Consider the following 23520-nt stretch of genomic DNA (forward strand, 5'->3'; position numbering starts at 1 on the left):
TCAGACCTTTGGATAATTAGTCAGTTTGGCCGGGACGCCGCTGATCGAGCCTGCGCCCATGGTCATGACGACATCGCCGCCACGCACCACGCCCATGATGGTTTCCGGCATATCGCCGATCGCCTCAACAAAAATCGGTTCCGTCTTGCCGCGTGCGCGCAAGGCATGCGCCAGCGCGCGGCCGTCGGCTGCCACTACCGGCGCTTCGCCGGCGGCGTACACCTCGCCCAGCACCAGCACGTCCGGCGCGCCGAGAACTTTGACGAAGTCTTCGAACAGGTCGCGCGTGCGGCTGTAGCGGTGCGGCTGGAAGGCCAGCACCAGACGGCGGCCCGGATAGGCGGCGCGCGCGGCGGCCATGGTGACTTCCATTTCCAGCGGGTGGTGGCCGAAATCGTCCACCAGCGTGAACACGCCACCACCAGGAATGGCGACATCGCCATGCTTGGTGAAGCGGCGGCCAACGCCGGCAAAGCCAGCCAGGCCGGCTTGCGTGGCGCTGTCCGGGATATTGATCTCGCGGGCGATGGCAATCGCCGAGCAGGCATTTTGTACGTTGTGCAGGCCTGGCTGGTTCAGCACCACGTCCAGGTCCGGATAGCCTTCCTGGATGACGGTGAAGTGCATCTCCACGCCGACGGCGCGCGCGTTCACGGCGCGCACTTCAGCGTCTTCGGCAAAGCCGTAGGTGGTGACAGGCTTGGTCACCTGCGGCAGGATCGAGCGCACATGCGGATCGTCGATGCACAGCATGGCGCGGCCGTAGAACGGCAGGCGGTGCGTGAAGTGAACGAAGGCCTGCTTGAGCTTCTCGAAATCGTGCTCGTAGGTTTCCATGTGATCGGCGTCGATATTCGTGATCACTTCGATCATCGGCGTCAGGTTCAGGAACGAAGCATCCGATTCATCGGCTTCCGCCACCAGGTATTCGCCGGTGCCCAGTTTTGCGTTGGCGCCGGCGCTGGTCAGGCGGCCGCCGATGACGAAGGTCGGATCGAGTCCGCCCTGCGCCAGTACGGACGCCACCAGGCTGGTGGTGGTGGTTTTGCCGTGGGTGCCGGCGATGGCGATGCCGCGCTTCAGGCGCATCAACTCGCCCAGCATCAGCGCGCGCGGGACGATAGGTACTTTACGGCTGCGTGCCGCCACCACTTCAGGGTTGTCCTGCTGTACAGCGGTAGAGGTGACGACGACATCGGCCTTGCCGATGTTTTCTGCCGCGTGGCCCTGATACACGATCGCGCCCATATCGGCCAGGCGCTGGGTGACAGCGTTGCTGCCCAGGTCCGAGCCGGACACGGTGTAGCCCAGCGTGAGCAGCACTTCTGCAATGCCGCTCATGCCGCTGCCGCCGATGCCGACGAAGTGTATGTTCTGTACTTTGTGTTTCACAGCTTATCCAATGCTAATTCTTCCAATACCTGTGCGATTGCTTCATTCGCATCGCGCTTGCCGACCTCGCGCGCCGCCGTGGCCATGGCCAGGCAGGACGCGCGGGTCAGCGTTTCCAACAGCGTCGCAACTGCTTGCGCGCTCAATTCCGTTTGCGGCATGTGGATCGCCGCCTTCTGCGCCGCCATCCACTGCGCGTTGTCGCGCTGGTGGCTGGTGGTGGACGCCACGAACGGCACCAGCACGCTGGCCACGCCCGCCGCCGTCAATTCCGACACGGTGATGGCGCCGGCGCGGCAGATCACCAGATCCGCAGTGCTGTAGGCAGCCGCCATGTCGTCGATGAAGTCGACCACGTTGGCCGTCACGCCGGCCTGCTGATAGGCCGCGCGCAGCGCCTCGATATTCTTCTTGCCCGACTGGTGGGTCACCAGCGGACGCTGGCCTTCCGGGATCAGCGCCAGCGCTGCCGGCAGGCTGTCGTTCAGCGCTTTCGCGCCAAGGCTGCCGCCCACCACCAGAATCCGCAGCGGACCTTCGCGGCCGGCGAAACGCTCGGCCGGCGTTGCCATGTCCAGGATCTCCTTGCGCACCGGATTACCGGTCACCACCGCTTTGCCTGCGGCGCTGCCGAAATTGGCAGGAAAACCAAAGCACACGCGGCCCGCGAACGGCACCAGCGTTTTATTCGACAGCAGCAGCGCCGCATCGGCGTTGACCAGCACCAGCGGCGTGCCGCGCAGGCGCGACATCAAACCACCCGGCACGGTGACGTAACCGCCCATGCCCATTACCACGTCCGGCTTGCGGCGGCCGATGAAGCTGAAGCAGTCCTTGAACGCCTTCACCATCTTCAGCGCGCCGCCCAGCGAGTGCTTGATGCCCTTGCCGCGCATGCCGGTGAAGTTGATGCTGTCCATGGTGATGCCATGCTTCGGCACCAGGTCCTGCTCCATACCGGTGGAGGTGCCCAGCCAGCTCACTTCCCAGCCGCGCGCGCGCATGGTTTGCGCGATCGCCAGGCCTGGGAAAATATGACCGCCCGTGCCGGCCGCCATAATCATTAATCGTTTCATAGTCTGCCACCACGCATCAGGACCCGGTTCTCGTAGTCGATCCGGAGCAGGATCGCGAGTCCGACGCAGTTAATCACAACACCCGTTCCGCCATAGCTCATCAGCGGCAGGGTCAAGCCCTTGGTTGGCAGTAAACCCAGATTCACGCCCATATTAATAAACGTCTGTACGCCGATCCAGATGCCGATGCCCTTGGCGGTAAGGCCGGCAAAGGTCTGGTCGATGGCGATAGCCTGGCGGCCGATATCGAAGGCGCGCTTGATGATCCAGTAGAACAGCGCGATCACCACCAGCACGCCGGCCAGGCCCAGTTCTTCGCCGATCACCGCCAGCAGGAAGTCGGTATGCGCTTCCGGCAGGTAGTGCAGCTTCTCGACACTGCCACCCAGACCGACGCCAAAAATCTCGCCACGCCCGAAAGCAATCAGCGAGTGCGTCAGCTGATAAGCCTTGTTCATGGCGTTATCTTCTTCCCACGGATTGAGGTAGGCGAAGTAACGCTCGCGGCGGAACTTGGACAGCGCGATGATAGAACCGAAAATCACTACCAGCACGGCGCCGATGCCGCCGAACCAGATGGCGTTGATCCCACCCAGGAACAGAATACCCATGGCGATGCAGACGATCACGCCGAAGGCGCCGAGGTCCGGCTCCAGCAGCAGCAACAGGCCGACGAAACCGACTGCCGCCGCCATCGGCATGAAGCCCTTGGTCAGCTTGTGCATATATTGCTGCTTGCGCACCGTGTAGTCGGCGGCGTACAGCACGGCCACGACTTTCATCAACTCCGATGGCTGCACGTTGAACACGCGCAGCGACAGCCAGCGGCGGCCACCGTTGACCACCACGCCCAGGCCGGGAATCAGCACCGCCACCAATAGCACCAGCGTGCCGATGAACAGGTACGGCGCGGCCTTCTGCAAGTCGGCGATGCGGATGCGGAACACGAACAGGCCGGCGATCAGCGAGACGCCGATGAACATCGCCTGGCGTTGCAGGAAGTAGGTATTCTGCCAGCGGACGTAGTTGGCGAACTTCGGCGAATCCGGCAGCGAGATCGAGGCCGAGTACACCATCACCATCCCCAGCAGCATCAGCAACAAGGTGACCCAGACCAGCGGCTGGTCGTACTCCATCATCTTCGACTGCCGCGCGCGGCTATCCATCGGCGATTCAGCCGACTTGGCGCCAAAGCGGAATGGCAGCTGGAGCGGCATCAGATCTCCTGTCCAGCGTCGAGGGCGATGTCACGCACGGTGTCGATGAACACCTGGGCGCGATGCGCGTAGTTCTTGAACATGTCCATGCTGGCGCAGGCTGGCGACAGCAGCACGGCGTCACCGGCTTGTGCCAGTTCGCTGGCGCGCTTGACGGCTTGCGGCAGGTCGGTACCGCAGTCTTCCAGCTCAACCCCAGTGTTTTGCAGCGCGGCGCGGATCTGCGGCGCGTCGCGGCCGATCAGCAGCACGGCGCGCGCAAAGTGCGCGGTTGGTTCAGCCAATGGTGCGAAGTCCTGGCCTTTGCCGTCGCCGCCCATAATGACAACCATGCGCTGGTTGGCGCCGGTGAAGGCTTTGCCCAGCCCATTCAATGCGGCCACGGTGGCGCCGACGTTGGTGCCCTTGCTGTCGTCGTAGTATTCAACTTCATTGATCGCGCTGACCAGTTCCACGCGGTGCGGCTGGCCGCGATATTCGCGCAGACCGTGCAGCAGTGGCGCCAGCGGCAGGTCGATGGCGCGGCACAGGGCCAGCGCGGCCAGCGCGTTGGCGGCGTTGTGGACGCCGCGGATTTGCAGCGCGTCGGCCGGCATCAGGTTCTTGACGATGCATTCCACTGGCGGTGGCGGCAGCTCGTTCTTTTTGCGTTTTTTCGGTTCGCCCTCTTCTTCGGCCGGGACGGCGGTGGCCAGCCACAGCACGCCGCGCTCGTTGTTCAGGCCAAGGTCGTCGCGCAGGACTGGCGCGTCCGTGCCGAAGGTGACGTTATGGCCGGTGGCGCTGGCCATGCGCATGGTGGTGGCGTCGTCACGATTCAGGATGCGCACGGTGTTGGCGGCGAAGATGCGGTGCTTGGCCGCGGCGTAGGAAGGCATGTCGCCGTGCCAATCCAGGTGGTCCTGCGTCACGTTCAACACGGTCGCCGCATCGGCTTCCAGCGTGAAGGTGGTTTGCAGTTGGAAGGACGAGAGTTCGAGTACCCAGACTTCCGGCAGCTGCGTGGCGGGCGACGGCGCGTCGGCAGCAGGCGGTGCAACGGCGTCGTCGGCTGGTGCAGCATCGGATGCGTCCTGGCCGGCCGGGGCGGCAGGCGCTGGCGACGCGTCCAGCACTTCCCGCAGCACGTCCAGCGCGGCCGGGCTGATGTTGCCAGCCACGCGCACAGTCTTGCCGGCGCGTTCGCACAATTGGCCGACCAGCGTGGTGACGGTGGTCTTGCCGTTGGTGCCGGTGATGGCGATGACTTTCGGTGCGTAGCCGCGTTCCGCCTTCAGCGCTTCCAGCGCCTGCGCGAACAATTCGATCTCGCCCCACACTTCAATGCCGGCGGCAGCGGCGGCCGGCGCAATCTCTTTCAACTCGCGGCCCGGCGCCAGGCCTGGGCTGACGGTGACGAAGTCCACGCCTTCCAGCAGCGACGGGCCAAACGGGCCGGCGACAAATTCCACATCCGGCACGGCGGCACGCAGCGCCGGCAGACGATCCGGCGACTCACGCGTATCGGCCACGCGCACGCGCGCGCCGCTGCGGGCGAGCCACAGCGCCATCGCCAGGCCGGATTCTCCCAGCCCTAATACCAGTGCGTTTTTGCCGTCGTAAATCATCAGCGCAGTTTCAACGTCGAGAGTCCAACCAGGACCAGAATCATCGTCACAATCCAGAAGCGAACGACGACCTGGGTCTCTTTCCAGCCTTTTTGTTCAAAGTGGTGATGCAGTGGCGCCATCAGGAACACGCGCCGGCCGGTGCCATAGCGCTTCTTGGTGTACTTGAACCACACCACCTGAATCATCACCGACACCGTCTCCGCAACGAAGATACCGCCCATGATGAACAACACAATCTCCTGACGCACGATCACCGCGATGGTGCCCAGCGCGCCGCCCAGCGCCAACGCGCCGACGTCCCCCATGAACACCTGCGCCGGATGGGTGTTAAACCACAGGAAGGCCAGGCCCGCGCCAGCCAGTGCGCCGCAGAAGATAATCAGTTCGCCCGCGCCAGGAATGTGCGGCAGGAACAGATACTTCGAATAGTTGGCGCTACCGGTCAGGTAAGCGAACAGGCCGAGAGCCGAGCCGACCATAATCGTCGGCATGATGGCCAGGCCATCCAGGCCATCGGTGAAGTTAACGGCGTTGGACGATCCGACGATGACACAGTAGGTCAACGCGATGAAGCCCCACACACCCAGCGGATAGCTGATGGTCTTAAAGAACGGCACAATCAAGTCAGCCTTGGGCGGCAGATCCATCTCAAAGCCGGAACGCACCCAGGCGAAGAACAGCTCGAACACTTGCGAAGTACTCGGCGCCGACACCGAAAACGCCAGGTACAGCGCGGCGGCGATACCGACCAGCGACTGCCAGAAATACTTTTCGCGCGAGCGCATGCCTTCCGGGTCCTGGTACACCACCTTGCGGTAGTCATCCACCCAGCCGACCGCGCCAAAGCCCAGCGTCACGATCAGCACAGGCCAGATCAAGCGGTTCGACAGGTCGCACCACAGCAGCGTGGAAATCGCGATCGACAGCAGGATCAGCACACCGCCCATGGTCGGCGTGCCCTGTTTTTTCAGGTGGGTCTGCGGGCCATCGGTACGCACGGCCTGGCCGTATTTCATCGCGGTCAGCTTGCGGATCACGAACGGACCAGCGGCCAGGCCGATGAACAGCGCCGTCGCGGTAGCGAACACCGCGCGGAACGTAATGAAGTTGAACACCCGGAGTAATCCGACGTCCTGCTGGAAAAATTGTGCGAGCCAGAGCAGCATGATTAGTGACTTTCCTTGTTAGCTTGTTGCGACCCAATCAAATGCTGCACGACCCGCTCCATTTTCATGAAACGGGAGCCCTTGATTAATACAGTTGCATCAGGCGATACCGCTGCTTCGACAGCAGCCAGCAAATCGCCAAAGTTTTCAAAATGACGAAGCTTGGTCGCCTGATTTGCAGTGCAAATCATGTGCGCAGCCAGTTCGCCTGTAACCAGCACCGTCTCGATGCCTTTTGTTTGCGCGTACGCGCCGACTTCTTCGTGGAACTCGCGGCCCTGCGTGCCGACTTCGCCCATATCGCCCAGCACCAGGACGCGCGGCGCGGCGGCTTTCGACAGCACGTCGATGGCGGCGCGCACCGAATCCGGATTGGCGTTGTAGGTGTCATCGATGACCACCGCGCCGTTGGCGGCCTGCTTCTTCTGCAGGCGGCCGCTGACCGGCGCAAAGGTATCGAGTCCCAGCTTGATCTTTTCCAGCGCGATGCCGGCGGCGTAAGTGCACGCCACCGCAGCCAGTGCATTGCGCACATTGTGTTCACCGGCCGCTTGCAGGCGAACGAAGAACTGCTGCGTATCGGCTTCGCTTTCGCAGATGGTGACGAACATCTCGCTGGCGAAATCGTCGGCGCGGAAAGTGCAGCTGACTTCTGCATCCTTGGTCAGGCCGAAGCGCAGCATGCGGCGGCCGGCCGACAGTTCTTCCCATACCGGCGTGAACTCGTCGCCATGCGGGAATACCGCGACGCCATCCTTCGGCAGCGCGGCCAGCACGGCGCCGTTTTCGCGCGCGACTGCTTCTACGGTGTGCATGAATTCCTGGTGTTCGCGCTGGGCGTTGTTGACCATGGCGATGTTGGCGCCGGCGATGGCGGCCAGACGGCCGATTTCGCCCGGATGGTTCATGCCCATCTCGATCACGGCCGACTGCTGGCTGGCTTCCATGCGGAACAGCGTCAGTGGCACGCCGATTTCGTTATTCAGGTTGCCGCGCGTGGCCAGGCGGCCTTCTTCACCGTGAGCGGCGGCCAGGATCGCGGAGATCATTTCCTTGACCGTGGTCTTGCCATTGCTGCCGGTGACGCCGATGACCGGCATGGTGAACTGCTTGCGCCAGTAGTTGGCGATCTGGCCCAGCGCCACCAATGTATTCGGTACCACGATGGCCGGCAGCGTAAAGCCTTCCGGCAGTTCTTCGACGATGACGGCGGCGACGCCCTTCTCCGCTGCCTGCGGCAGGAAGCTGTGGGCGTCGAACACTTCGCCGCGCAGGGCGACGAACAGATTGGCTGCGATGACACTACGGCTGTCGGTGGAGACGCCGTTGAATACAACTTCGCCGTCACCCACTAAACGGGCGCCGGTCAGGGAAGGCAGAATTTGTGCGAGTGCTGCACGCATTAATTCGTCCTCATCATGGTTAAGCGGGCCGACAGCGCCAGTTGCGCGTGATCGGCGTCGGAGAATGGCAGCTTCTTGCCTTTGATTTCCTGGTACGGCTCATGGCCTTTACCGGCCAGCAGGATCACATCCGGCTTGGCCGCATGCTTGACTGCCGACAGGATGGCGGCGGCGCGGTCGTCCAGCGCCTGCACCGTCGACGCCGGATTGTTCTGGTCCATGCCAGCCAAAATCTGTTCGATAATCGAATGCGGATCTTCGCTGCGCGGATTGTCGCTGGTAACCAGCACGTGGTCGGCCGCCTGCGCCAGCTTGCCCATCTGCGGACGCTTGCCCGGATCGCGGTCGCCGCCGCAGCCGAACACGCACCACAGCTGGCCGCCACGGTCGGTGGCCACGGGACGCAGCGCGGCCAGGGTTTTCTCCAGCGCGTCCGGCGTGTGCGCGTAGTCGATGACGATCAGCGGTGCTTCGTGGCCGCCCACTTGCTGCATGCGGCCTGGCGCCGGTTCCAGCGCTTCCACCGCTTCGATGGCGGCACGCAGGCCCAGGCCTTTTGCCAGCATCGCGCCCATCACGCCCAGCGCGTTGCTGATATTGAAGCCGCCCACCAGATGCGTGCGCACTTGCGCTACACCCAGCGCGCACTCCAGATGGAATTCGGTGCCGCCGCTGCGGCCTGCGCGCAGCTGGCTGGCGCGCAGCATCAGCACGCCGTCGATGTCCGGACGCGCGGTGCTGTCGTGCAGCGTGTAGCCGATCAGCGGAATCTCGCCGGCCAGCGGCGCGGCTTGCGCTTTCAGGTGATCGATGATGCGCACACCGGCCGCATCGTCCAGATTGACGACGGCGGTTTTCAGGCTAGGCCACTGGAACAGTTTGAGCTTGGCTGCCTCGTAGGCTTCCATGGTGCCGTGGTAGTCCAGGTGGTCGCGCGTCAGGTTGGTGAACAGCGCCACGTCGAAGCGCATGCCCGACAGACGGCCCTGTTCCAGGCCGATGGACGAAGCTTCAATCGCCAGCGAGGTCGCGCCTTTGTCGCGCAGGTCCGCCAGCGAACGCGCCAGCAGCACCGCATCCGGCGTGGTGTAGCCGGTGACGTCATATTCCACTTCGCCGCGCGGACGGAACAAGCCCACGCCCAGCGTGCCGATGACGGCAGCCGGTTCGCCGCCGCGCGACAGGGCCTGGCCCAGCCACACGGCGCTGGAAGTCTTGCCGTTGGTGCCTGTGACGGCCACGGTAAATATGCCGGCATCCGGCTGCGCATAGAATGCTTGCGCGATGACGCCGGCGTTCTTCTTCAGGTCCTCGACCGTCAGGTACGGAACGCTCCACTTGTCGTTCCACGTAAAGCCGGCCGGATCAAGCACGATCAGCGCCGCGCCCTGTTCGATGGCGCCGTCAATAAAGCTGCGGCCATCGGCGGCGTCGCCCGCGACCGGCGCAAACGCAAAGAACACATCGCCCAGCTTGATGCGACGCGAATCCGACGCCAGCTGCGCGCTTGGCGCCAGCTTGCGGATTGCGGCTGCAATAGCCAATGGGTCGAAAGTAGAAGTCGTCACATGTTCCCCTGTGCTGCAGATTCAGGAATGATGATATGGGTCAGGTCCGAGTCCGGCGCCACGTTCTTGGCGCGCAGCGCCTGGGCCGCCAGTGCGGAGAAAATTGGACCGGCAACGTCACCGCCGACGTGCACCGGACCACCCGGTTCGTCGATCATGACGGCGATGATGAAGCGTGGGTTCGACATCGGCGCCATGCCGATGAAGTTACCGATATATTTGGTTTGCGAGTAGCGGCCGTTGAACACCTTCTGCGCGGTACCGGTCTTGCCGCCGACGCGATAGCCCGGCACTTGCGCCTTGACGGCGGAGCCGCCCGGCTGCGTCACCATTTCCAGCATTTCGCGCATTTCAGCTGCGGTCTTCGGGCTGACCACCGGCGTACCATGCGGCGCCTCGGTCACTTTCTGGAATGACAGCGGAATGATGTCGCCATCGCGGGCGAAGATCATGTAGGCGCGCGCCAGCTGGATCAGCGACACCGAGATACCCTGGCCGAAGCTCATATTGGCCTGCTCCACCGTGCGCCACGATTTATACGGACGCACGCGGCCCGCCACAGCACCGGGGAAGCCCCACTTCGGCTGCTGGCCGAAACCAACCTTGGTGAACATCTCCCACATATCCTGCGCCGGCATGCCCAGCGCGATCTTCGAAGTGCCGATGTTGGACGACTTCTGGATAATGGTCTGCACGTCGATCAGGTAGTGCGGGTGCGTATCGTGAATGATATGGCCGCCGATCAGCGCCGAACCGGCGCCGGTGTCGAACATGGTGTGCGGCGTGATGCGCTTCTCGTCCAGCGCCAGGCCCACGGTGAAAGGCTTCAGCGACGATCCCGGCTCGAAGGTGTCGGTCATCACGCGGTTACGCAGCTGTTCGCCGGTGAGCTTGGAGCGGTCGTTCGGGTTGTAGGTTGGCCAGTTGGCCAGCGCCAGCACTTCACCGGTGTGCACGTCCAGCACCACGGCCGCACCGGCCTTGGCGTGGAACTTCTCCACCGCGTCTTTCACCTGCGTGAAAGCGATGTACTGGATCTTGCTGTCGATCGACAGCGTCAAGTCCTTGCCGTCGTGCGGTTCGCGCACCGACTCGATATCTTCAACGATGTGGCCCAGGCGGTCCTTGATCACGCGGCGGCTGCCGGTCATGCCTTGCAGGGTTTTCTGCTGCGCCAGTTCCATCGATTCCTGGCCCTGGTCTTCCACGTTGGTAAAGCCCACCACGTGGGTGGTCACTTCGCCCTGCGGGTAGAAGCGCTTGTATTCCTTGCGGGTCTGGATGCCGTCGATATCCAGCTTCGCGATCTGGTCGGACACGTCCTGCTCCACCTGGCGTTTCAGGTAGACGAAGCTGCGGTCCGAGTCGAGTTTTTTCTGCAGCTCGGCATCGGTCATGTCGAGCAATTTGGCCAGCTGTTTCAGCTTGGCCGGCGGCGCTTCCTGCACGTCTTCCGGGATCGCCCAGATGGCCTTGACCGGCACCGACGACGCCAGCACCTGGCCGTCGCGGTCAGTGATCTTGCCGCGCGTGGCCGGCAGTTCCAGCGTATGCATATAGCGGCTGGCGCCCTGCTTTTGCAGGAACTGGGTCGACACGCCCTGCAACCACAGCGCGCGCACGGCCAGCGCCACGAAGGCGGCGAACAATACGAACAGCACCACGCGCGAACGCCAGGTTGGCAGACGGACTGCCAGCACTGGGCTCTTGGAGAAGGCCACGCCTTTGGAGGCGGCCACGCGGGAGGTGTTCACATTGTTGGAGCGGCTCATTTTGCTGGCTCCGGCGTCAGGTATTGGGTGCGCGCGGCAGTCAGCTGCGTCATGTTCAGATCGCGGCGCGCGATTTCTTCAATGCGCGCGTGCTTGCCCAGCGTCGACTGGTCCAGCTGGAACTGGGCCCACTCGATGTCCAGCTGGCGCGCTTGCGTCTGCGCGCGTTCCAGCTCGATGAATAGATGACGCGCCTGGTACTGCGCGTTGACCAGCGACAGGCCGCACGCGACCAGCAACGCCGTCAACACCAGGTTGATCTTGCCGCTCATGCGCCCTCCGGGATAGGCAGGCGACGCGCCACGCGCATCACCGCCGAACGGGCGCGCGGATTGGCGTCGACTTCCTCATCGGACGGTTTGATCTTGGCCAGCAGCTTGAGTTCCGGCTGCGGCAGGTCCACTGCGCGGATCGGCAGGCGGCGGTCAGGCTGCTCGACATTGGCCTTGGACGCGAAGAAGCGCTTCACCATGCGGTCTTCCAGCGAGTGGAAGCTGATGATGGCGATAATCCCGCCCGGCGCCAGGCTGTCATAAGCGTGTGTCAGACCGACTTCAAGGTCTTCAAGCTCTTTATTGATGAAAATCCGGATAGCTTGAAATGTGCGGGTTGCCGGATCCTTGCCCTTTTCCCGAGTCTTGACCGCGCCTGCCACGATGCCGGCAAGCTGTCGTGTGGTTGAAATTGGCTCGACTGCCCTGCGAGCAACAATCGCCTTTGCAATCTGAAAAGCAAACCGTTCTTCCCCATATTCCTTTATCACCTTTTCCAGTGTCTGTTCGTTTTCAGTGGCGAGCCACTCCGCCGCCGACATACCGCGCGTGGTGTCCATGCGCATGTCGAGCGGGCCGTCGTTGCGGAAACTGAAGCCGCGCGCGGCGTCGTCCACCTGCGGCGACGAGATGCCCAGGTCGAGCAGAATACCGTCCACCTGGTCCACGCCGTTGGCCGCCAGCGACTCGCGCATGGTGGCAAAGCTGTCGTGGACGATGGTGAAGCGCGGGTCGTTGATTTGTTCGGCGGTGGCGATGGCCTGCGGGTCTTTGTCGAACGCTACCAGGCGCGCCTTGGCGCCCAGTTTGGACAAGATCAAACGCGAGTGGCCGCCGCGGCCGAAGGTGCCGTCGACGAACACGCCGTCGGCGCGCGCGCCGGCCAGCGCCAGCGCATCGACTGCTTCGTCTAGCAGCACCGTGCGATGCTGGAATTCAGGCACCGTTGTCGTGGTCATGAAATGGGGCCTTAGAAGGAGAAATTGGCAAGTACATCAGGGGTGCCGGCCTCCAGGGCCTGCTGCTCTTTTTCCGCCATTTTGGCGGCGTCCCAGATCTCGAAGTGGGAGCCCATGCCCATCATCATCACCTCTTTGTCCAGGCCGACGGCGGCGCGGAGTTCGGGCGAAATGAGGATGCGGCCGGCGGTGTCCATTTCCACGTCGGTGGCGTAACCGAGGAAAATGCGTTGCCAGGCGCGCGCTTGCAGGGGCCAGGCGGAGATCTGTTGACGGTGTTGTTCCCACACAGGACGGGGGAACAGCATGACGCAGCCGTCAGGATGGCGCGTCAGGGTGAGGCGGCCTTCACACTGGATCGACAGCGCGTCACGGTGCTTGGCAGGGATGGACATCCTGCCTTTGGCATCGAGATTGATTGCGGACGCGCCTTGAAACACGTGATTACCTTTTGACCTCAGTATGGTTAGCGGAGCATGAAACTATGACAATTCGTATTTCATCTCCCCTGTCCGCTAAGTCAGGCAAAATTTCCCACAAAAAGACACTTTTTCACACAGATGCCCACTTTAGAGGATGCAAGAATAGTGGTCAAGCGCTTTCAGCCAATCGAAACAGCGATTTTAGTAATGAAATTAAGGACTTAGCGCGATTCCTTGAAGCCAGCTAGAAACAAAATAGTTCAATAAATTAAGTACTTATGTCAGGTTGTGAAGGTGACACCTCATCTATACCCATGTGTTTTGCCCAAAAATTATGCGATTAAAAATAGTGATCTAAATGCATAAAGTTGCAAACCACCAACATTGCAGTAGCAAATAGACAACGAGGGAATGGGCAGGGAAAATACGCGGGATAGAGACGAGAAGCGCATCAACAGCGCGCTCACGCGGAATGAGGGAACCTTCACAAAACACACGCAACTAACTCAACTTTACTTCATGGCAACAGCGACAGCACAACTTGTCTATACAAATTTTGCAGCGCATCAACGCTATTATACGCGCTGAAAATCGTCCCAAACAGGATCGCCGGCAAAGGCGCCGGCCAGGTAATCGACAAAACTGCGCACCTTGGACGGCAAGTGACGGGCGCTCGGATAAATCGCCTGCACCACCAGTTCTTCGGCCACGCAGCCGGGCAGCAGTTGCACCAGCCGGCCCTCGGCTATGGCGGGACCGAATGCGAACGTCGGGCCGTAGGCGATGCCCAGGCCGGCGACGGCCATCGACAGCAGCAGCTGCATATTATTGGCTTGCGCGCGCAGCGGCCCGGCGATGGCGTGCACCTGCCGGGCGGCGTCGGTGATGCTCCAGTCGCCGGCGGTGACCGCGCCGCTGAAAGCCAGGCGCGGCGCATCGCGCAGATCGGCCGGGGTTTGCGGCGTGCCATGCAGCGCCAGCCAGGATGGCGCAGCGCAGAACACCATGCGGCACGGCGCCAGGCGGCGCGCCACCAGCCCGGAGTCCGGCAGGCGGCCGATACGGATGGCGACGTCGATGCCGGCAGTGTGCAGGTCGGTGTAATGGTCGTCCAGGATCACTTCAGCCGTCACCTGATCGTGCTCGGCAAGAAAGCCCGCTACCAGGTCGCCCATGTGCAAGGCGCCGAAGCTGACCGGAGCAGCGATGCGCAGCCGGCCGCGCAGGGTGGCGGCGTTGTCGCTGGCCTCCTGGTTGGCCTCTTCAAACTCTTCCAGGATGCGTTTGCAGCGCGCGTAGTAGGCCTGCCCGGCCTCGGTGATGCTCAGGCTGCGTGTGCTGCGCTGGAGCAGGCGCACGCCCAGCTCAGCCTCCAGGCCGCCAAGGTATTTGCCTGCCATCGACGCCGACAGGCCGAACTTGCGCCCGGCAGCCACCAGGCTCCCCTCTTCCACTGCCGCCACAAACACGGAGATACAGGCAAAACGGTCCACGGCGGCTCCATTCGATCATATTACGATCGATTTATGATAACGATAGATGGATTATCACGTCATTTGCACGAATCTACAATGGAGGCCAGTTATCCATAAGGAGTATCGCCATGCATATGACCGTCAACAACATCCGCCTCCACGTCAGCGAACAAAGCGGCAAAGGGCCCGCACTGGTCTTCCTGCACTACTGGGGCGGCTCGTCGCGCACCTGGCAGGCGGTGATCGACGCCCTGCCCGCCGGCCGTCACACCATAGCGCCCGACCTGCGCGGCTGGGGCGATTCCGACGCGGCAGAGAACAATGCCTACGCCCTGACCGACTTCGCGTCCGACATCGAGCACCTGATTGCCGCACTGGCGCTGAAGCAGTACGTGCTGGTCGGCCACTCCATGGGCGGCAAGATCGCCCAGTTGCTGGCGTCGCGCCAGCCGCAAGGATTGGTGGGATTGGTGCTGGTCGCGACTGCGCCGCCGACGCCGCTGGCGCTGCCGCCGGAAGCACGCGCCGCAATGGAAAGCGCCTACAACTCGCCCGAGTCGGTAGGCATGAGCATCGACCATATGCTGACCGCCAAGCCGCTCAGCGCCGTCCAGCGTGAACAAGTGATCAGCGACAGCCTGCGCGGCGCGCCGCAAGCGCGCGTTGCGTGGCCCAATTACACGAGCCGCAAGGACATCAGCGATGAGGTACAGAAGATCGCCGTGCCGACCATCGTCATTGCCGGGGAACTGGATAAGGTGGATCCGGTAGAAGTATTACAGGCGGAAGTGCTGTCGCGCATTCCGCAGGCGACGCTGCGCGTGCTGCCAGGCACCGGCCACCTGTCGCCGCTGGAATCGCCGCAGGGCGTGGCCGAAGCGATCGACAACTTCGTCGTCTCGCTGGGCTAATTCAGTTTTCCCAATCTTTGGAACGCTCGACGGCGCGCGACCATTTAGCCAGCAATTCGGCGCGGCGGTCGCCGCTCATCGCCGGCTCGAAGCGGCGTTCGCAAATCCATTGAGCAGCGATTTCTTCCTGCGTTTCCCAGAAGCCGACCGCCAGGCCGGCCAGATAGGCGGCGCCGAGGGCGGTGGTTTCGGTCACTTTCGGCCGCACCACCTGCACGCCCAGCAAGTCGGCCTGAAATTGCATCAGCAGGTCGTTGCGGGCCGCGCCGCCGTCGGCGCGCACTTCGGTCAGCGGCAGCGCCGCGTCTTTTTGCATCGCCGCCATCAGCTCGGCGCTCTGGTAGGCGATGGCTTCCAGCGCGGCGCGGGCGATGTGGGCACGCGTGCTGCCACGACTCAAGCCAAACAGCGCGCCACGCGCGTAAGCATCCCAGTGCGGCGCGCCAAGGCCGACGAAAGCCGGCACCATGAACACGCCGTCGCTGTCCGGCACGCTGGCCGCCAGCGCCTCGACCTCGGCCGACGATTTGATGATGCCGAGTCCGTCACGCAGCCACTGCACCGTGGCGCCGCCCATGAAGACGCTGCCTTCCAGCAGATAATCAGTCGCGCCATCGACGCGCCAGCCTACCGTGGTCAGCAAACGGTTATGCGAGACCACCGGATGGCGCCCCAGATGCATCAGCATGAAGCAGCCGGTGCCATAGGTATTCTTGACCATGCCCGGCTGATGGCACGCCTGGCCGAACGTGGCCGCCTGCTGGTCGCCGGCGATGCCGGCCACCGGTATCGGCGCGCCGAACAGATTGGCATGCGTGTTGCCCACTTCTTCGCTGGACGAGACGATCTGCGGCAGCACCTGCTCCGGAATATCGAACAAATGCAGCAGGTCGTAATCCCAGCGCATCAAATGGATGTTGAACAGCATGGTGCGCGACGCATTGCTGACGTCAGTCACATGCTGGCCGGTCAGCTTGTACACCAGCCAGCTGTCGACGGTGCCGAACGCCAGCCCGCCCTGCTGCGCCTTTTCGCGCGCGCCCGGCACGTGATCCAGCAGCCACTTCAGCTTGGTGGCGGAGAAGTAGGCATCCAGTTCCAGCCCGGAGATATCGGTGATTTTTTTGGCCTTGCCGTCGGCGCGCAAGGCGTCGCAGATATCGGCCGTGCGGCGGTCCTGCCAGACGATGGCCGGAGCGATCGGCTCGCCGGTCTTGCGGTCCCACACCACGGTGGTCTCGCGCTGGTTGGTGACGCCGATGGCCAGCACGTCGTGAGCATTGACATGGTGATCGGCCAGCACCTTGCGGGCGACCGCCAGCTGGCTCAGCCAGATGTCATGCGGGTCGTGCTCGACCCAGCCGGGATGGGGGAAATGCTGAGGAAATTCCTGCGCCGCGCTGCCACAAATCTGGCCCTGGTGGTCAAACAGGATGGCGCGCGAACTGGTCGTACCCTGGTCCAGGGCAAGAATGTATTTTTTCATCGCGAAAAAATGGTTGTTAGTTGAAGCAAGCCGATAGGCCGGATTTTGTTACGGCGCAGGCGAACCTGCGCTATGACAGCCATTCCTCTAGGCGCTGGATTACTCCAGCGCTCAAGCTTCCTACCCGCACGCTCCGCGAGCAGCATCATCGCGTGCCTATTTGGAATTGCACCAGGTGGAGGTTACCGCGTTTCACCGTAACTTAATACGCTCGTCTCTGTGGCCCTATTCCTCGCCTTATACCTTGCGGCTTTCAGCGGACGGCCGTTAACCGTCACCCCGCTCTATGGAGTCCGGACCTTCCTCCCGTCAGGCATTACACGCTGACCAGCGGCTGTCTGGCTTGCTTCGGGCGCTATTGTACCAGTCCGCGCCTCCAAATCTGAAATTTGGTGTCGCCATTGCCAAAGCAGCGCGTCCGGCGCCGCCGTAGAATGCCGTGATACCTTCACCGCAAAAGGCTCACCACAATGACGCAACCATCCCGCACCGGCGGCCAGATCCTGGTCGACGCCCTGAAGATCCACGGCGTGGACACCGCTTTCGGCGTACCCGGAGAAAGCTACCTGGACGTGCTCGACGCCCTGCACGATTCCGACATCCGCTTCATCATCAACCGTCAGGAAGGCGGCGCCGCCTTCATGGCCGACGCCTACGGCAAGATGACCGGCAAGCCAGGCATCTGCTTCGTCACCCGCGGCCCCGGCGCCACCAATGCTTCGATCGGCGTGCACACGGCATTCCAGGATTCGACGCCGATGATTTTGTTCATCGGCCAGGTCGGCAGCGACTTCATCGACCGCGAAGCCTTCCAGGAAATCGACTACCGCCGCATGTACGGCCAGATGGCCAAATGGGTGACACAGATCGACCGCGCCGACCGCATGCCGGAATACATCGCGCGCGCCTTCCAGATCGCCACCAGCGGCCGTCCCGGCCCGGTGGTGCTGGCGCTGCCGGAGGATATGCTGACCACCAAGGCCAGCGTGGCCGACACCCGCTGCTACCAGCCGGTGCAGGCCTCGCCGTCCGCCGCGCAGATCGACACCGTGCGCGGCCTGCTGGCCGGCGCTAAAAAACCGCTGCTGCTGTTGGGCGGTGGCGGCTGGAACGAGCAAGCCTGTGCCGACATCCAGCGCTTTGCCGAAGCCAATCAGCTGCCGGTCAGCTGCGCCTTCCGCTTCCAGGATCTGCTGGACAATGAGCACCCGCAGTACATCGGCGATGTCGGCATCGGCATCAACCCCAAGCTGGCGGCGCGCGTGCGCGAGGCCGACGTCATCCTCGCCATCGGCCCGCGCCTGGGCGAGATGACCACCAGCGGCTACGCCCTGCTGCAAGCGCCGGTGCCAACCCAGCGCCTGATCCACGTGCATGCGGATGCCGAGGAATTGGGCAGCGTCTACCAGGCGGAAGTGATGATCAACAGCGGCATGCCGCAGATGGCGGCGATGCTGGCGGCCATGCAGCCGGTCGACGCCGGCGCGTGGCAGCACACGGCGGCCGAAGCGCGCGCCGAGCTGAAAGCGTGGCAGCAGCAGCCGGCCATCTTCAAGGACGGCAAGGCGCCGCTGGATCTGTGGCAAGTGGTGCAGCAGATCGACCAGCTGGCGCCGCATGACACCATCATCACCAACGGCGCCGGCAATTACGCCACCTGGGCGCACCGCTTCCATAGCTACGGCGGCATGCGCACGCAGCTGGCGCCGACCAGCGGCGCCATGGGCTACAGCGTGCCGGCCGGCGTGGCGGCCAAGATCATCGATCCATCCCGCACGGTGATCACCTTTGCCGGTGACGGCGAATACATGATGAACGGCCAGGAGCTGGCGACGGCGGTGCAGTATCAGGCCGGCGTGATCATCATCGTGTTCAACAACGCCATGTTCGGCACCATCCGCATGCACCAGGAACGCGAGTATCCGGGCCGCGTGTCGGGCACCACACTGCACAATCCGGACTTCGCCGCGCTGTCGGTGGCCTATGGCGGCACGGGTGAAGTGGTGACGAAGACCGAGGAATTCGCACCGGCGCTGGAACGCGCACTGGCGCATACGCGCGAGCACAACCTGCCGGCGCTGATCGAGCTGCGCTACGACGGCAACCTGATCACGCCGGGCGCCACGCTGGAGACCATCCGCGAGCAGGCGGCGGCAGCGCAGGCCGCCAAATCGGCTCAATCATAAGCCGGCGGTAGTGGTGGAGCCGCTGTCCAGCAGCGGCTTGTCTTCTTCTTTTTCCTTCTGCGGCTTGGGCACAGGGCAGGCACGGCACACGCCAGCCTTGCGGCCGAAGTCCGTCACCAGCGGCAGCCGCATCGGCACCGCCTCGTCGCCGCAATAGCCGCCATCCAGCACCAGCGTCCTGCCGCCGTCGGCCAGCTTGCCGCTGATGGTGCGCTCGTCTTCGTCCGGCGGACGCACGGTGAAGTACAGCTGCTGGCCACGCGGATCGATGGTCACGTCGCTGGCCACCACCGGCCAGCTCAGGCCGCCGGCGGTATATTCATACAAAATCGTGTCCACTTCGGCAAAGCGCTGCAGCGTGATGCGCTGGCCGCCGAATTCGCCGCTGTCGGCGTGGATGCATAAATCGGAAAACACCAGCATGCCGTAGCGCGGCAGCATGCCGGGCTTTTTGGTTGTCTTGGGTGCGGCCAGCACGGCGCAGGAGGCCAGCAGGATGGCGCCGGCAAACAGGGCACGTCGTGTCATTCTTATCGCTTTCGGAAATGAACAACGGCTGCACAAGGCAGCCGTTGTTGAGTCTAAACCTGAATAATCAGATTAGAACGAGTGTTTCAGACCCAAGTTGAAGGCCTTGTCACCGGTACCGGCTTCGGTGTTGTTACCAACGGTGTAGCCTGCGCCGTTTTTGTTTTTGATTTTAGCGAAAGCAACGTAGGTGCTGGTGCGTTTCGACAGAGCGTAGTTGTAACCGATTGCCCACTGGTCTGCGTCACGGTTGAACGACTCTTTGTCGTTTTTACGGATGTACGAAGCCATCACGGTGCCGGCTTCCGACACTGGAGCGGTCAGACCGATCAGAGCGTCTTGGCTGTCAGCGGTTTGAGCGAAGGTGTAACCGAACGCGTTGGTGGTTGCGGTTGCGCTAGCTGCGCCGTTGATTGGTGCCGAACCTTGGCCTTTGTCTTTCGAGAAAGCGCCGAAGATTTTTACAACTTTGAAGTCGTAGTTAGCAGCGATCAGAGCGTTGTGGCCAACACCAGCGGTTTTCACAGCTTGGGTGTCGTTGTTTTTCATGTTGTAAGCAACAGCAACGTTCAGAGGACCGTTGTTGTAACCCAGCGAGCCGCCAACTTGACGAGCAGCCGATGCGTCGCCTTGGGTTTCGCCCAGGCTGTACGATACCGAGCCGGTGAAGCCGTTCAGGTTAGGGGTTTTGTACACAACAGCGTTCGAGTTGCGGGTCATGTAGCTAGCAACTGGGAACAAGTTCTTAGCGGTACCAGCGTAGCCCATTGCGAATGGATCACCAACGTCGCGCAGGGTTTCGTAGTACGGAGTGTACTGACGACCCAGGGTCAGCGAGCCAGCGGTTTTCGACGACAGGCCAACATAGGCTTCACGATTGAACAGGGTGCTGGTGGTGTTGTCCAGGGTGCCGTCGTCAACTTTAACGCCGGTTTCCAGTTTGAAGATAGCGCTCAGACCGCCGCCCAGATCTTCAGTACCTTTGAAGCCGATACGCGATGCCGAAGCTGCGCCGCTGGTCACTTTAGCGACATTGCCTTGGGCGCCGCCACGTTCGGAGGTGATGCCAGCATCCAGGATGCCGTAGATGGTGACGTTCGACTGAGCGAATGCTGCGGAGCTGGTTGCTGCCAGTACGGCGATAGCGATAAGGGATTTTTTCATTACGTGTTTCCTTCAGTTGTGTTGCTGTAAAAATAAGCCAGTAGTGCGGCGTGTTCGGTGCTTCACGGCTTTGTGCCGTTGTGTGCGTGAGGGCAAACTCCCCAGCTGCCACTGTGTATCCCAATCATGGGACACGTTCACTTGCGGCCGATCAATCTACGCCGGCTATTATCGCAGCGCCCTCATGGGGCGCCGGAGGCGGCACTATACTGATGCCAAGAAACTTCAACAAGTGTAAAACCATTCATACTGAATCGTCTGCATACTTGTCTGTTTTTCAAAGCAGCGGCATTTTACCGCATCGCAATATTTCCTGCCGATCAAGCGAAACAGGCCAGGCTTTCCGCACGATGAACACGGTGTGTACCACTTCTTCGTCGGACCAAGTAAAAATAGCCAGATTGCTATTTCTGACGCTATTTTATACTGAACCCCCTGCGCACTCCTCTCTACCAAATGGTAATAAGCTAACAATCCCTGACTTTGTTCGGTGATTTTCTCAAGCAAAATAGGCCACAAACCAACTTTGCTCCTAGTATTACAGCTTTATTTGTGTAGTAAATTTTGTAAAAAGCGCAGGAAGTTGCATGACGTTACCGAATTGTAAGAAATTGCTACCTGTTGTATTCAGGAGACATATCGGTGCAGTTTTTTGCACCAACGCACAGTTTTGGTGCATGAAATGGATTCACTTACTGGCAATTTTGCCGCCCGCCGTCGTCAAAAACGCAGGTAAAATGCCAGAGCGCACCCCGCCCCCGTGCAGCCTGTTTATATCTGATGACTAATAAAGTACCCCCACAACTCGTTCCTAGCAGCATCAGCGACGTCGAACGCGATACTGGCGTCGCCAAGGAAACCCTGCGCGTCTGGGAACGCCGCTACGACTTCCCGCAACCGCTGCGCGACCCCAATGGCGAGCGGGTCTATCCCATCGAACAAGTCCATAAGCTGCGTCTGGTCAAGCGCCTGCTCGACCTGGGCTTCCGCCCTGGCAAGGTGATTCAATACAGTACTGACGAGCTGCAAGCGCTGACCGGCAAGGCCAGCGGCCAGGGCGACACGCCGCCGGCGCCGCCGGAACTGCAAAGCTATCTGGCTTTATGCAAAAGCCATCAGATGGAAGAGCTGCGCCGCAGGCTGTCGCAGGCGTTGCTGATGATGGGACTGAAGAGTTTCGTGATCGGGCTGGTGGCGCCGCTGACCACGCTGATCGGCGAAGCCTGGGCCAGCGGCCAGCTGGCCACGTTTGAAGAACACTTATATACAGAGTCGCTGACGGTGGTGATGCGCAGCGCGATCTTTGCCATGCCGCAGGCTAACGCCGGCAACCTGGGAACGCCGCGCATTCTGCTGACGACCTTGCCGCAGGAGCGTCATGGCCTCGGCCTGCTGATGGCCGAGGCCATGTGCGTGGCCGAGGGCGCGCATTGCATTTCGCTGGGCGTGCAGACGCCGCTGCTGGATATTGTGGAAGCGGCGCGCGCGCAGCGGGTGGACATTATTGCGTTGTCGTTCTCGGTGGCGATGAATCCGCGCCAGGCGCTGGATGGCTTGGCTGAGTTGCATACCCGGCTGGCCGGTTGCGCTGACCTGTGGGCGGGTGGCGGCAATGCCGCGCTCAAAAAGCGTCGGCCGCCGTATGTGCGGGTGTTTGAGCTGGCGGATCTGACGGGGGCGATTGCCGAGTGGCGCGCGCGTACCGCAATCTTGGCGGCTGGCTAGTACCCCGCACTCCGATCCGTCGTGGGGTCTGACCCGTACGGGTCAGCCCCCTGTGCTTTGGCCTTGTGGGGTGGCGCTCTGGTAAAATAGGCAAATTCCCGTGCTGGCCAGCACCCCATTTACATATCCATGTTCAGCTTCTTCAAGAAAAAACCTGTCGCTCCCGAAGCGCCTGTGGCGCCTGTCGCCGCCCCGGTCGTGGTATCCGCTACCACTCCCGCCGCCGTTACGCCCGATGTTCCCGACCTGCTGCCGATCGAAGAGCCGGCAGAGCGAAAACAATCGTGGATGGCGCGCCTGAAAGCCGGCCTGTCCAAAACCTCCAACAACCTGTCAGTACTGTTCATCGGCGCCAAGATCGACGACGACCTGTACGACGAGCTGGAAGCCGCGCTGCTGATGTCCGACGCCGGCGTCGACGCCACCGAATACCTGCTCGCCGAACTCAAGCGCAAAGTCAAGGAAGACAAGCTGCTGGACGCCGCCGCCGTCAAGGCCGCGCTGAAACAGCTGCTGATCGAACTGCTGACGCCGCTGGAGCATCCGTTTGAACTGGGCCGCCATACGCCGACCGTGATGATGATCTCCGGCGTCAACGGCGCCGGCAAGACCACCACCATCGGCAAGCTGGCCAAGCACATGCAGACGCACGGCCAGTCGGTGCTGCTGGCCGCCGGCGACACCTTCCGCGCCGCCGCCCGCGAGCAGCTGATGGTCTGGGGCCAGCGCAACAACATTACCGTGATCTCGCAAGCCTCGGGCGACCCGGCCGCCGTGTCGTTCGACGCCGTGCAGTCCGGCAAAGCCAAGGGCATGGACGTGGTCATGATCGACACCGCCGGCCGCCTGCCGACCCAGCTGCACCTGATGGAAGAGCTGAAAAAAGTCCAGCGCGTGCTCGGCAAGGGCATGGACGGCGCACCACACGAAACTCTGCTGGTGATCGACGGCAATACCGGGCAAAATGCGCTGGCGCAGGTGAAAGCCTTCGACGACGCCCTCAAGCTGACCGGTCTGGTGATCACCAAGCTGGACGGCACCGCCAAGGGCGGCGTGCTGGCCGCGATTGCGCGCGTGCGTCCGGTGCCGGTGTACTTCATCGGCGTGGGCGAGAAGATTGAAGACTTGCAGCCGTTCGTGGCTGCCGAATTTGTAGAAGCACTGCTTGGCTAACAATACTTCCCAGAC

The 23520-nt window shown here is 62.2% G+C and carries 19 protein-coding genes and 1 other RNA gene; 4 read left to right on the forward strand and 16 right to left on the reverse strand.

The window, feature by feature from the left end; genetic code table 11:
* The 12 genes from murC to GTP69_RS17755 all read right to left on the reverse strand — a co-directional run bounded on the left by murC (position 1) and on the right by GTP69_RS17755 (position 14350).
* Entirely contained in the window at positions 1 to 1392 is a 1392-nt protein-coding gene (gene murC, locus GTP69_RS17700) for a UDP-N-acetylmuramate--L-alanine ligase (protein ID WP_161056100.1), read from the reverse strand.
* Entirely contained in the window at positions 1389 to 2468 is a 1080-nt protein-coding gene (murG, locus tag GTP69_RS17705) for an undecaprenyldiphospho-muramoylpentapeptide beta-N-acetylglucosaminyltransferase (protein ID WP_161056101.1), read from the reverse strand. The genes murC and murG overlap by 4 nt, the downstream gene beginning before the upstream one ends.
* Positions 2465 to 3685 carry a putative lipid II flippase FtsW gene (gene ftsW, locus GTP69_RS17710; RefSeq protein WP_161056102.1) on the reverse strand — a complete coding sequence of 407 codons (1221 nt, stop codon included), beginning with the start codon at positions 3683 to 3685 and terminating at the stop codon, positions 2465 to 2467. The genes murG and ftsW overlap by 4 nt, the downstream gene beginning before the upstream one ends.
* Positions 3685 to 5292: a UDP-N-acetylmuramoyl-L-alanine--D-glutamate ligase gene (murD, locus tag GTP69_RS17715; protein WP_161056103.1), complete on the reverse strand. Its 1608-nt coding sequence runs from the start codon at positions 5290 to 5292 to the stop codon at positions 3685 to 3687. Before murD ends, ftsW begins: the two co-directional genes overlap by 1 nt.
* Entirely contained in the window at positions 5292 to 6461 is a 1170-nt protein-coding gene (gene mraY, locus GTP69_RS17720; RefSeq protein WP_110847271.1) for a phospho-N-acetylmuramoyl-pentapeptide-transferase, read from the reverse strand. The genes murD and mraY overlap by 1 nt, the downstream gene beginning before the upstream one ends.
* Positions 6462 to 6463: 2 nt before the next feature.
* Positions 6464 to 7864 (reverse strand): UDP-N-acetylmuramoyl-tripeptide--D-alanyl-D-alanine ligase, encoded by a 1401-nt coding sequence (locus tag GTP69_RS17725; RefSeq protein WP_161056104.1) that lies wholly within the window; start codon positions 7862 to 7864, stop codon positions 6464 to 6466.
* Positions 7864 to 9432 carry a UDP-N-acetylmuramoyl-L-alanyl-D-glutamate--2,6-diaminopimelate ligase gene (locus GTP69_RS17730; protein WP_161056105.1) on the reverse strand — a complete coding sequence of 523 codons (1569 nt, stop codon included), beginning with the start codon at positions 9430 to 9432 and terminating at the stop codon, positions 7864 to 7866. Before GTP69_RS17730 ends, GTP69_RS17725 begins: the two co-directional genes overlap by 1 nt.
* Positions 9429 to 11204: a peptidoglycan D,D-transpeptidase FtsI family protein gene (locus GTP69_RS17735; RefSeq protein ID WP_161056106.1), complete on the reverse strand. Its 1776-nt coding sequence runs from the start codon at positions 11202 to 11204 to the stop codon at positions 9429 to 9431. The genes GTP69_RS17730 and GTP69_RS17735 overlap by 4 nt, the downstream gene beginning before the upstream one ends.
* Positions 11201 to 11476, reverse strand: coding sequence for a cell division protein FtsL (ftsL, locus tag GTP69_RS17740; protein WP_110847275.1), 276 nt, complete (start codon positions 11474 to 11476; stop codon positions 11201 to 11203). Before ftsL ends, GTP69_RS17735 begins: the two co-directional genes overlap by 4 nt.
* Positions 11473 to 12435, reverse strand: coding sequence for a 16S rRNA (cytosine(1402)-N(4))-methyltransferase RsmH (gene rsmH, locus GTP69_RS17745; protein WP_161056107.1), 963 nt, complete (start codon positions 12433 to 12435; stop codon positions 11473 to 11475). Before rsmH ends, ftsL begins: the two co-directional genes overlap by 4 nt.
* An 11-nt stretch (positions 12436 to 12446) precedes the next feature.
* The gene (mraZ, locus tag GTP69_RS17750; protein WP_110847277.1) at positions 12447 to 12875 is read right to left on the reverse strand and encodes a division/cell wall cluster transcriptional repressor MraZ; all 429 of its coding nucleotides are present in this window, start codon (positions 12873 to 12875) and stop codon (positions 12447 to 12449) included.
* A 557-nt stretch (positions 12876 to 13432) separates the two neighbouring features.
* Entirely contained in the window at positions 13433 to 14350 is a 918-nt protein-coding gene (locus GTP69_RS17755; RefSeq protein WP_161056108.1) for a LysR family transcriptional regulator, read from the reverse strand.
* A 110-nt stretch (positions 14351 to 14460) separates the two neighbouring features.
* On the opposite strand from GTP69_RS17755, the gene GTP69_RS17760 reads away from it, so the two are divergent.
* A complete protein-coding gene (locus GTP69_RS17760; RefSeq protein WP_161056109.1) occupies positions 14461 to 15243 on the forward strand; it encodes an alpha/beta fold hydrolase in 783 nt (260 codons plus the stop codon).
* Position 15244: 1 nt separating this feature from the next.
* Here GTP69_RS17760 and glpK read toward each other — a convergent pair whose 3' ends face one another.
* Positions 15245 to 16729 carry a glycerol kinase GlpK gene (gene glpK / locus GTP69_RS17765; RefSeq protein WP_161056110.1) on the reverse strand — a complete coding sequence of 495 codons (1485 nt, stop codon included), beginning with the start codon at positions 16727 to 16729 and terminating at the stop codon, positions 15245 to 15247.
* Between the two features lie 18 nt (positions 16730 to 16747).
* Positions 16748 to 17079, reverse strand: an RNA gene (gene rnpB / locus GTP69_RS17770) — RNase P RNA component class A.
* 120 nt (positions 17080 to 17199) lie between these two features.
* On the opposite strand from rnpB, the gene GTP69_RS17775 reads away from it, so the two are divergent.
* On the forward strand, positions 17200 to 18915 hold the full coding sequence (locus GTP69_RS17775) for a thiamine pyrophosphate-binding protein (protein ID WP_161056111.1): 1716 nt from the start codon (positions 17200 to 17202) through the stop codon (positions 18913 to 18915).
* Here the strand turns inward: GTP69_RS17775 and GTP69_RS17780 are convergent.
* Positions 18910 to 19443 carry a hypothetical protein gene (locus GTP69_RS17780; protein WP_202424466.1) on the reverse strand — a complete coding sequence of 178 codons (534 nt, stop codon included), beginning with the start codon at positions 19441 to 19443 and terminating at the stop codon, positions 18910 to 18912. The genes GTP69_RS17775 and GTP69_RS17780 overlap by 6 nt on opposite strands.
* 72 nt (positions 19444 to 19515) lie before the next feature.
* A complete protein-coding gene (locus tag GTP69_RS17785) occupies positions 19516 to 20607 on the reverse strand; it encodes a porin (RefSeq protein WP_161056112.1) in 1092 nt (363 codons plus the stop codon).
* Between the two features lie 780 nt (positions 20608 to 21387).
* Between GTP69_RS17785 and GTP69_RS17790 the strand changes: the two genes are divergently transcribed.
* Both GTP69_RS17790 and ftsY read left to right on the forward strand, forming a co-directional pair.
* A complete protein-coding gene (locus GTP69_RS17790; RefSeq protein ID WP_161056113.1) occupies positions 21388 to 22332 on the forward strand; it encodes a MerR family transcriptional regulator in 945 nt (314 codons plus the stop codon).
* Positions 22333 to 22461: 129 nt separating this feature from the next.
* A complete protein-coding gene (gene ftsY, locus GTP69_RS17795) occupies positions 22462 to 23505 on the forward strand; it encodes a signal recognition particle-docking protein FtsY (RefSeq protein WP_161056114.1) in 1044 nt (347 codons plus the stop codon).
* Positions 23506 to 23520: the final 15 nt, after the last annotated feature.

The organism is Duganella levis (assembly GCF_009857605.1).
In the GTDB taxonomy this organism is placed as follows: domain Bacteria; phylum Pseudomonadota; class Gammaproteobacteria; order Burkholderiales; family Burkholderiaceae_D; genus Rugamonas; species Rugamonas levis.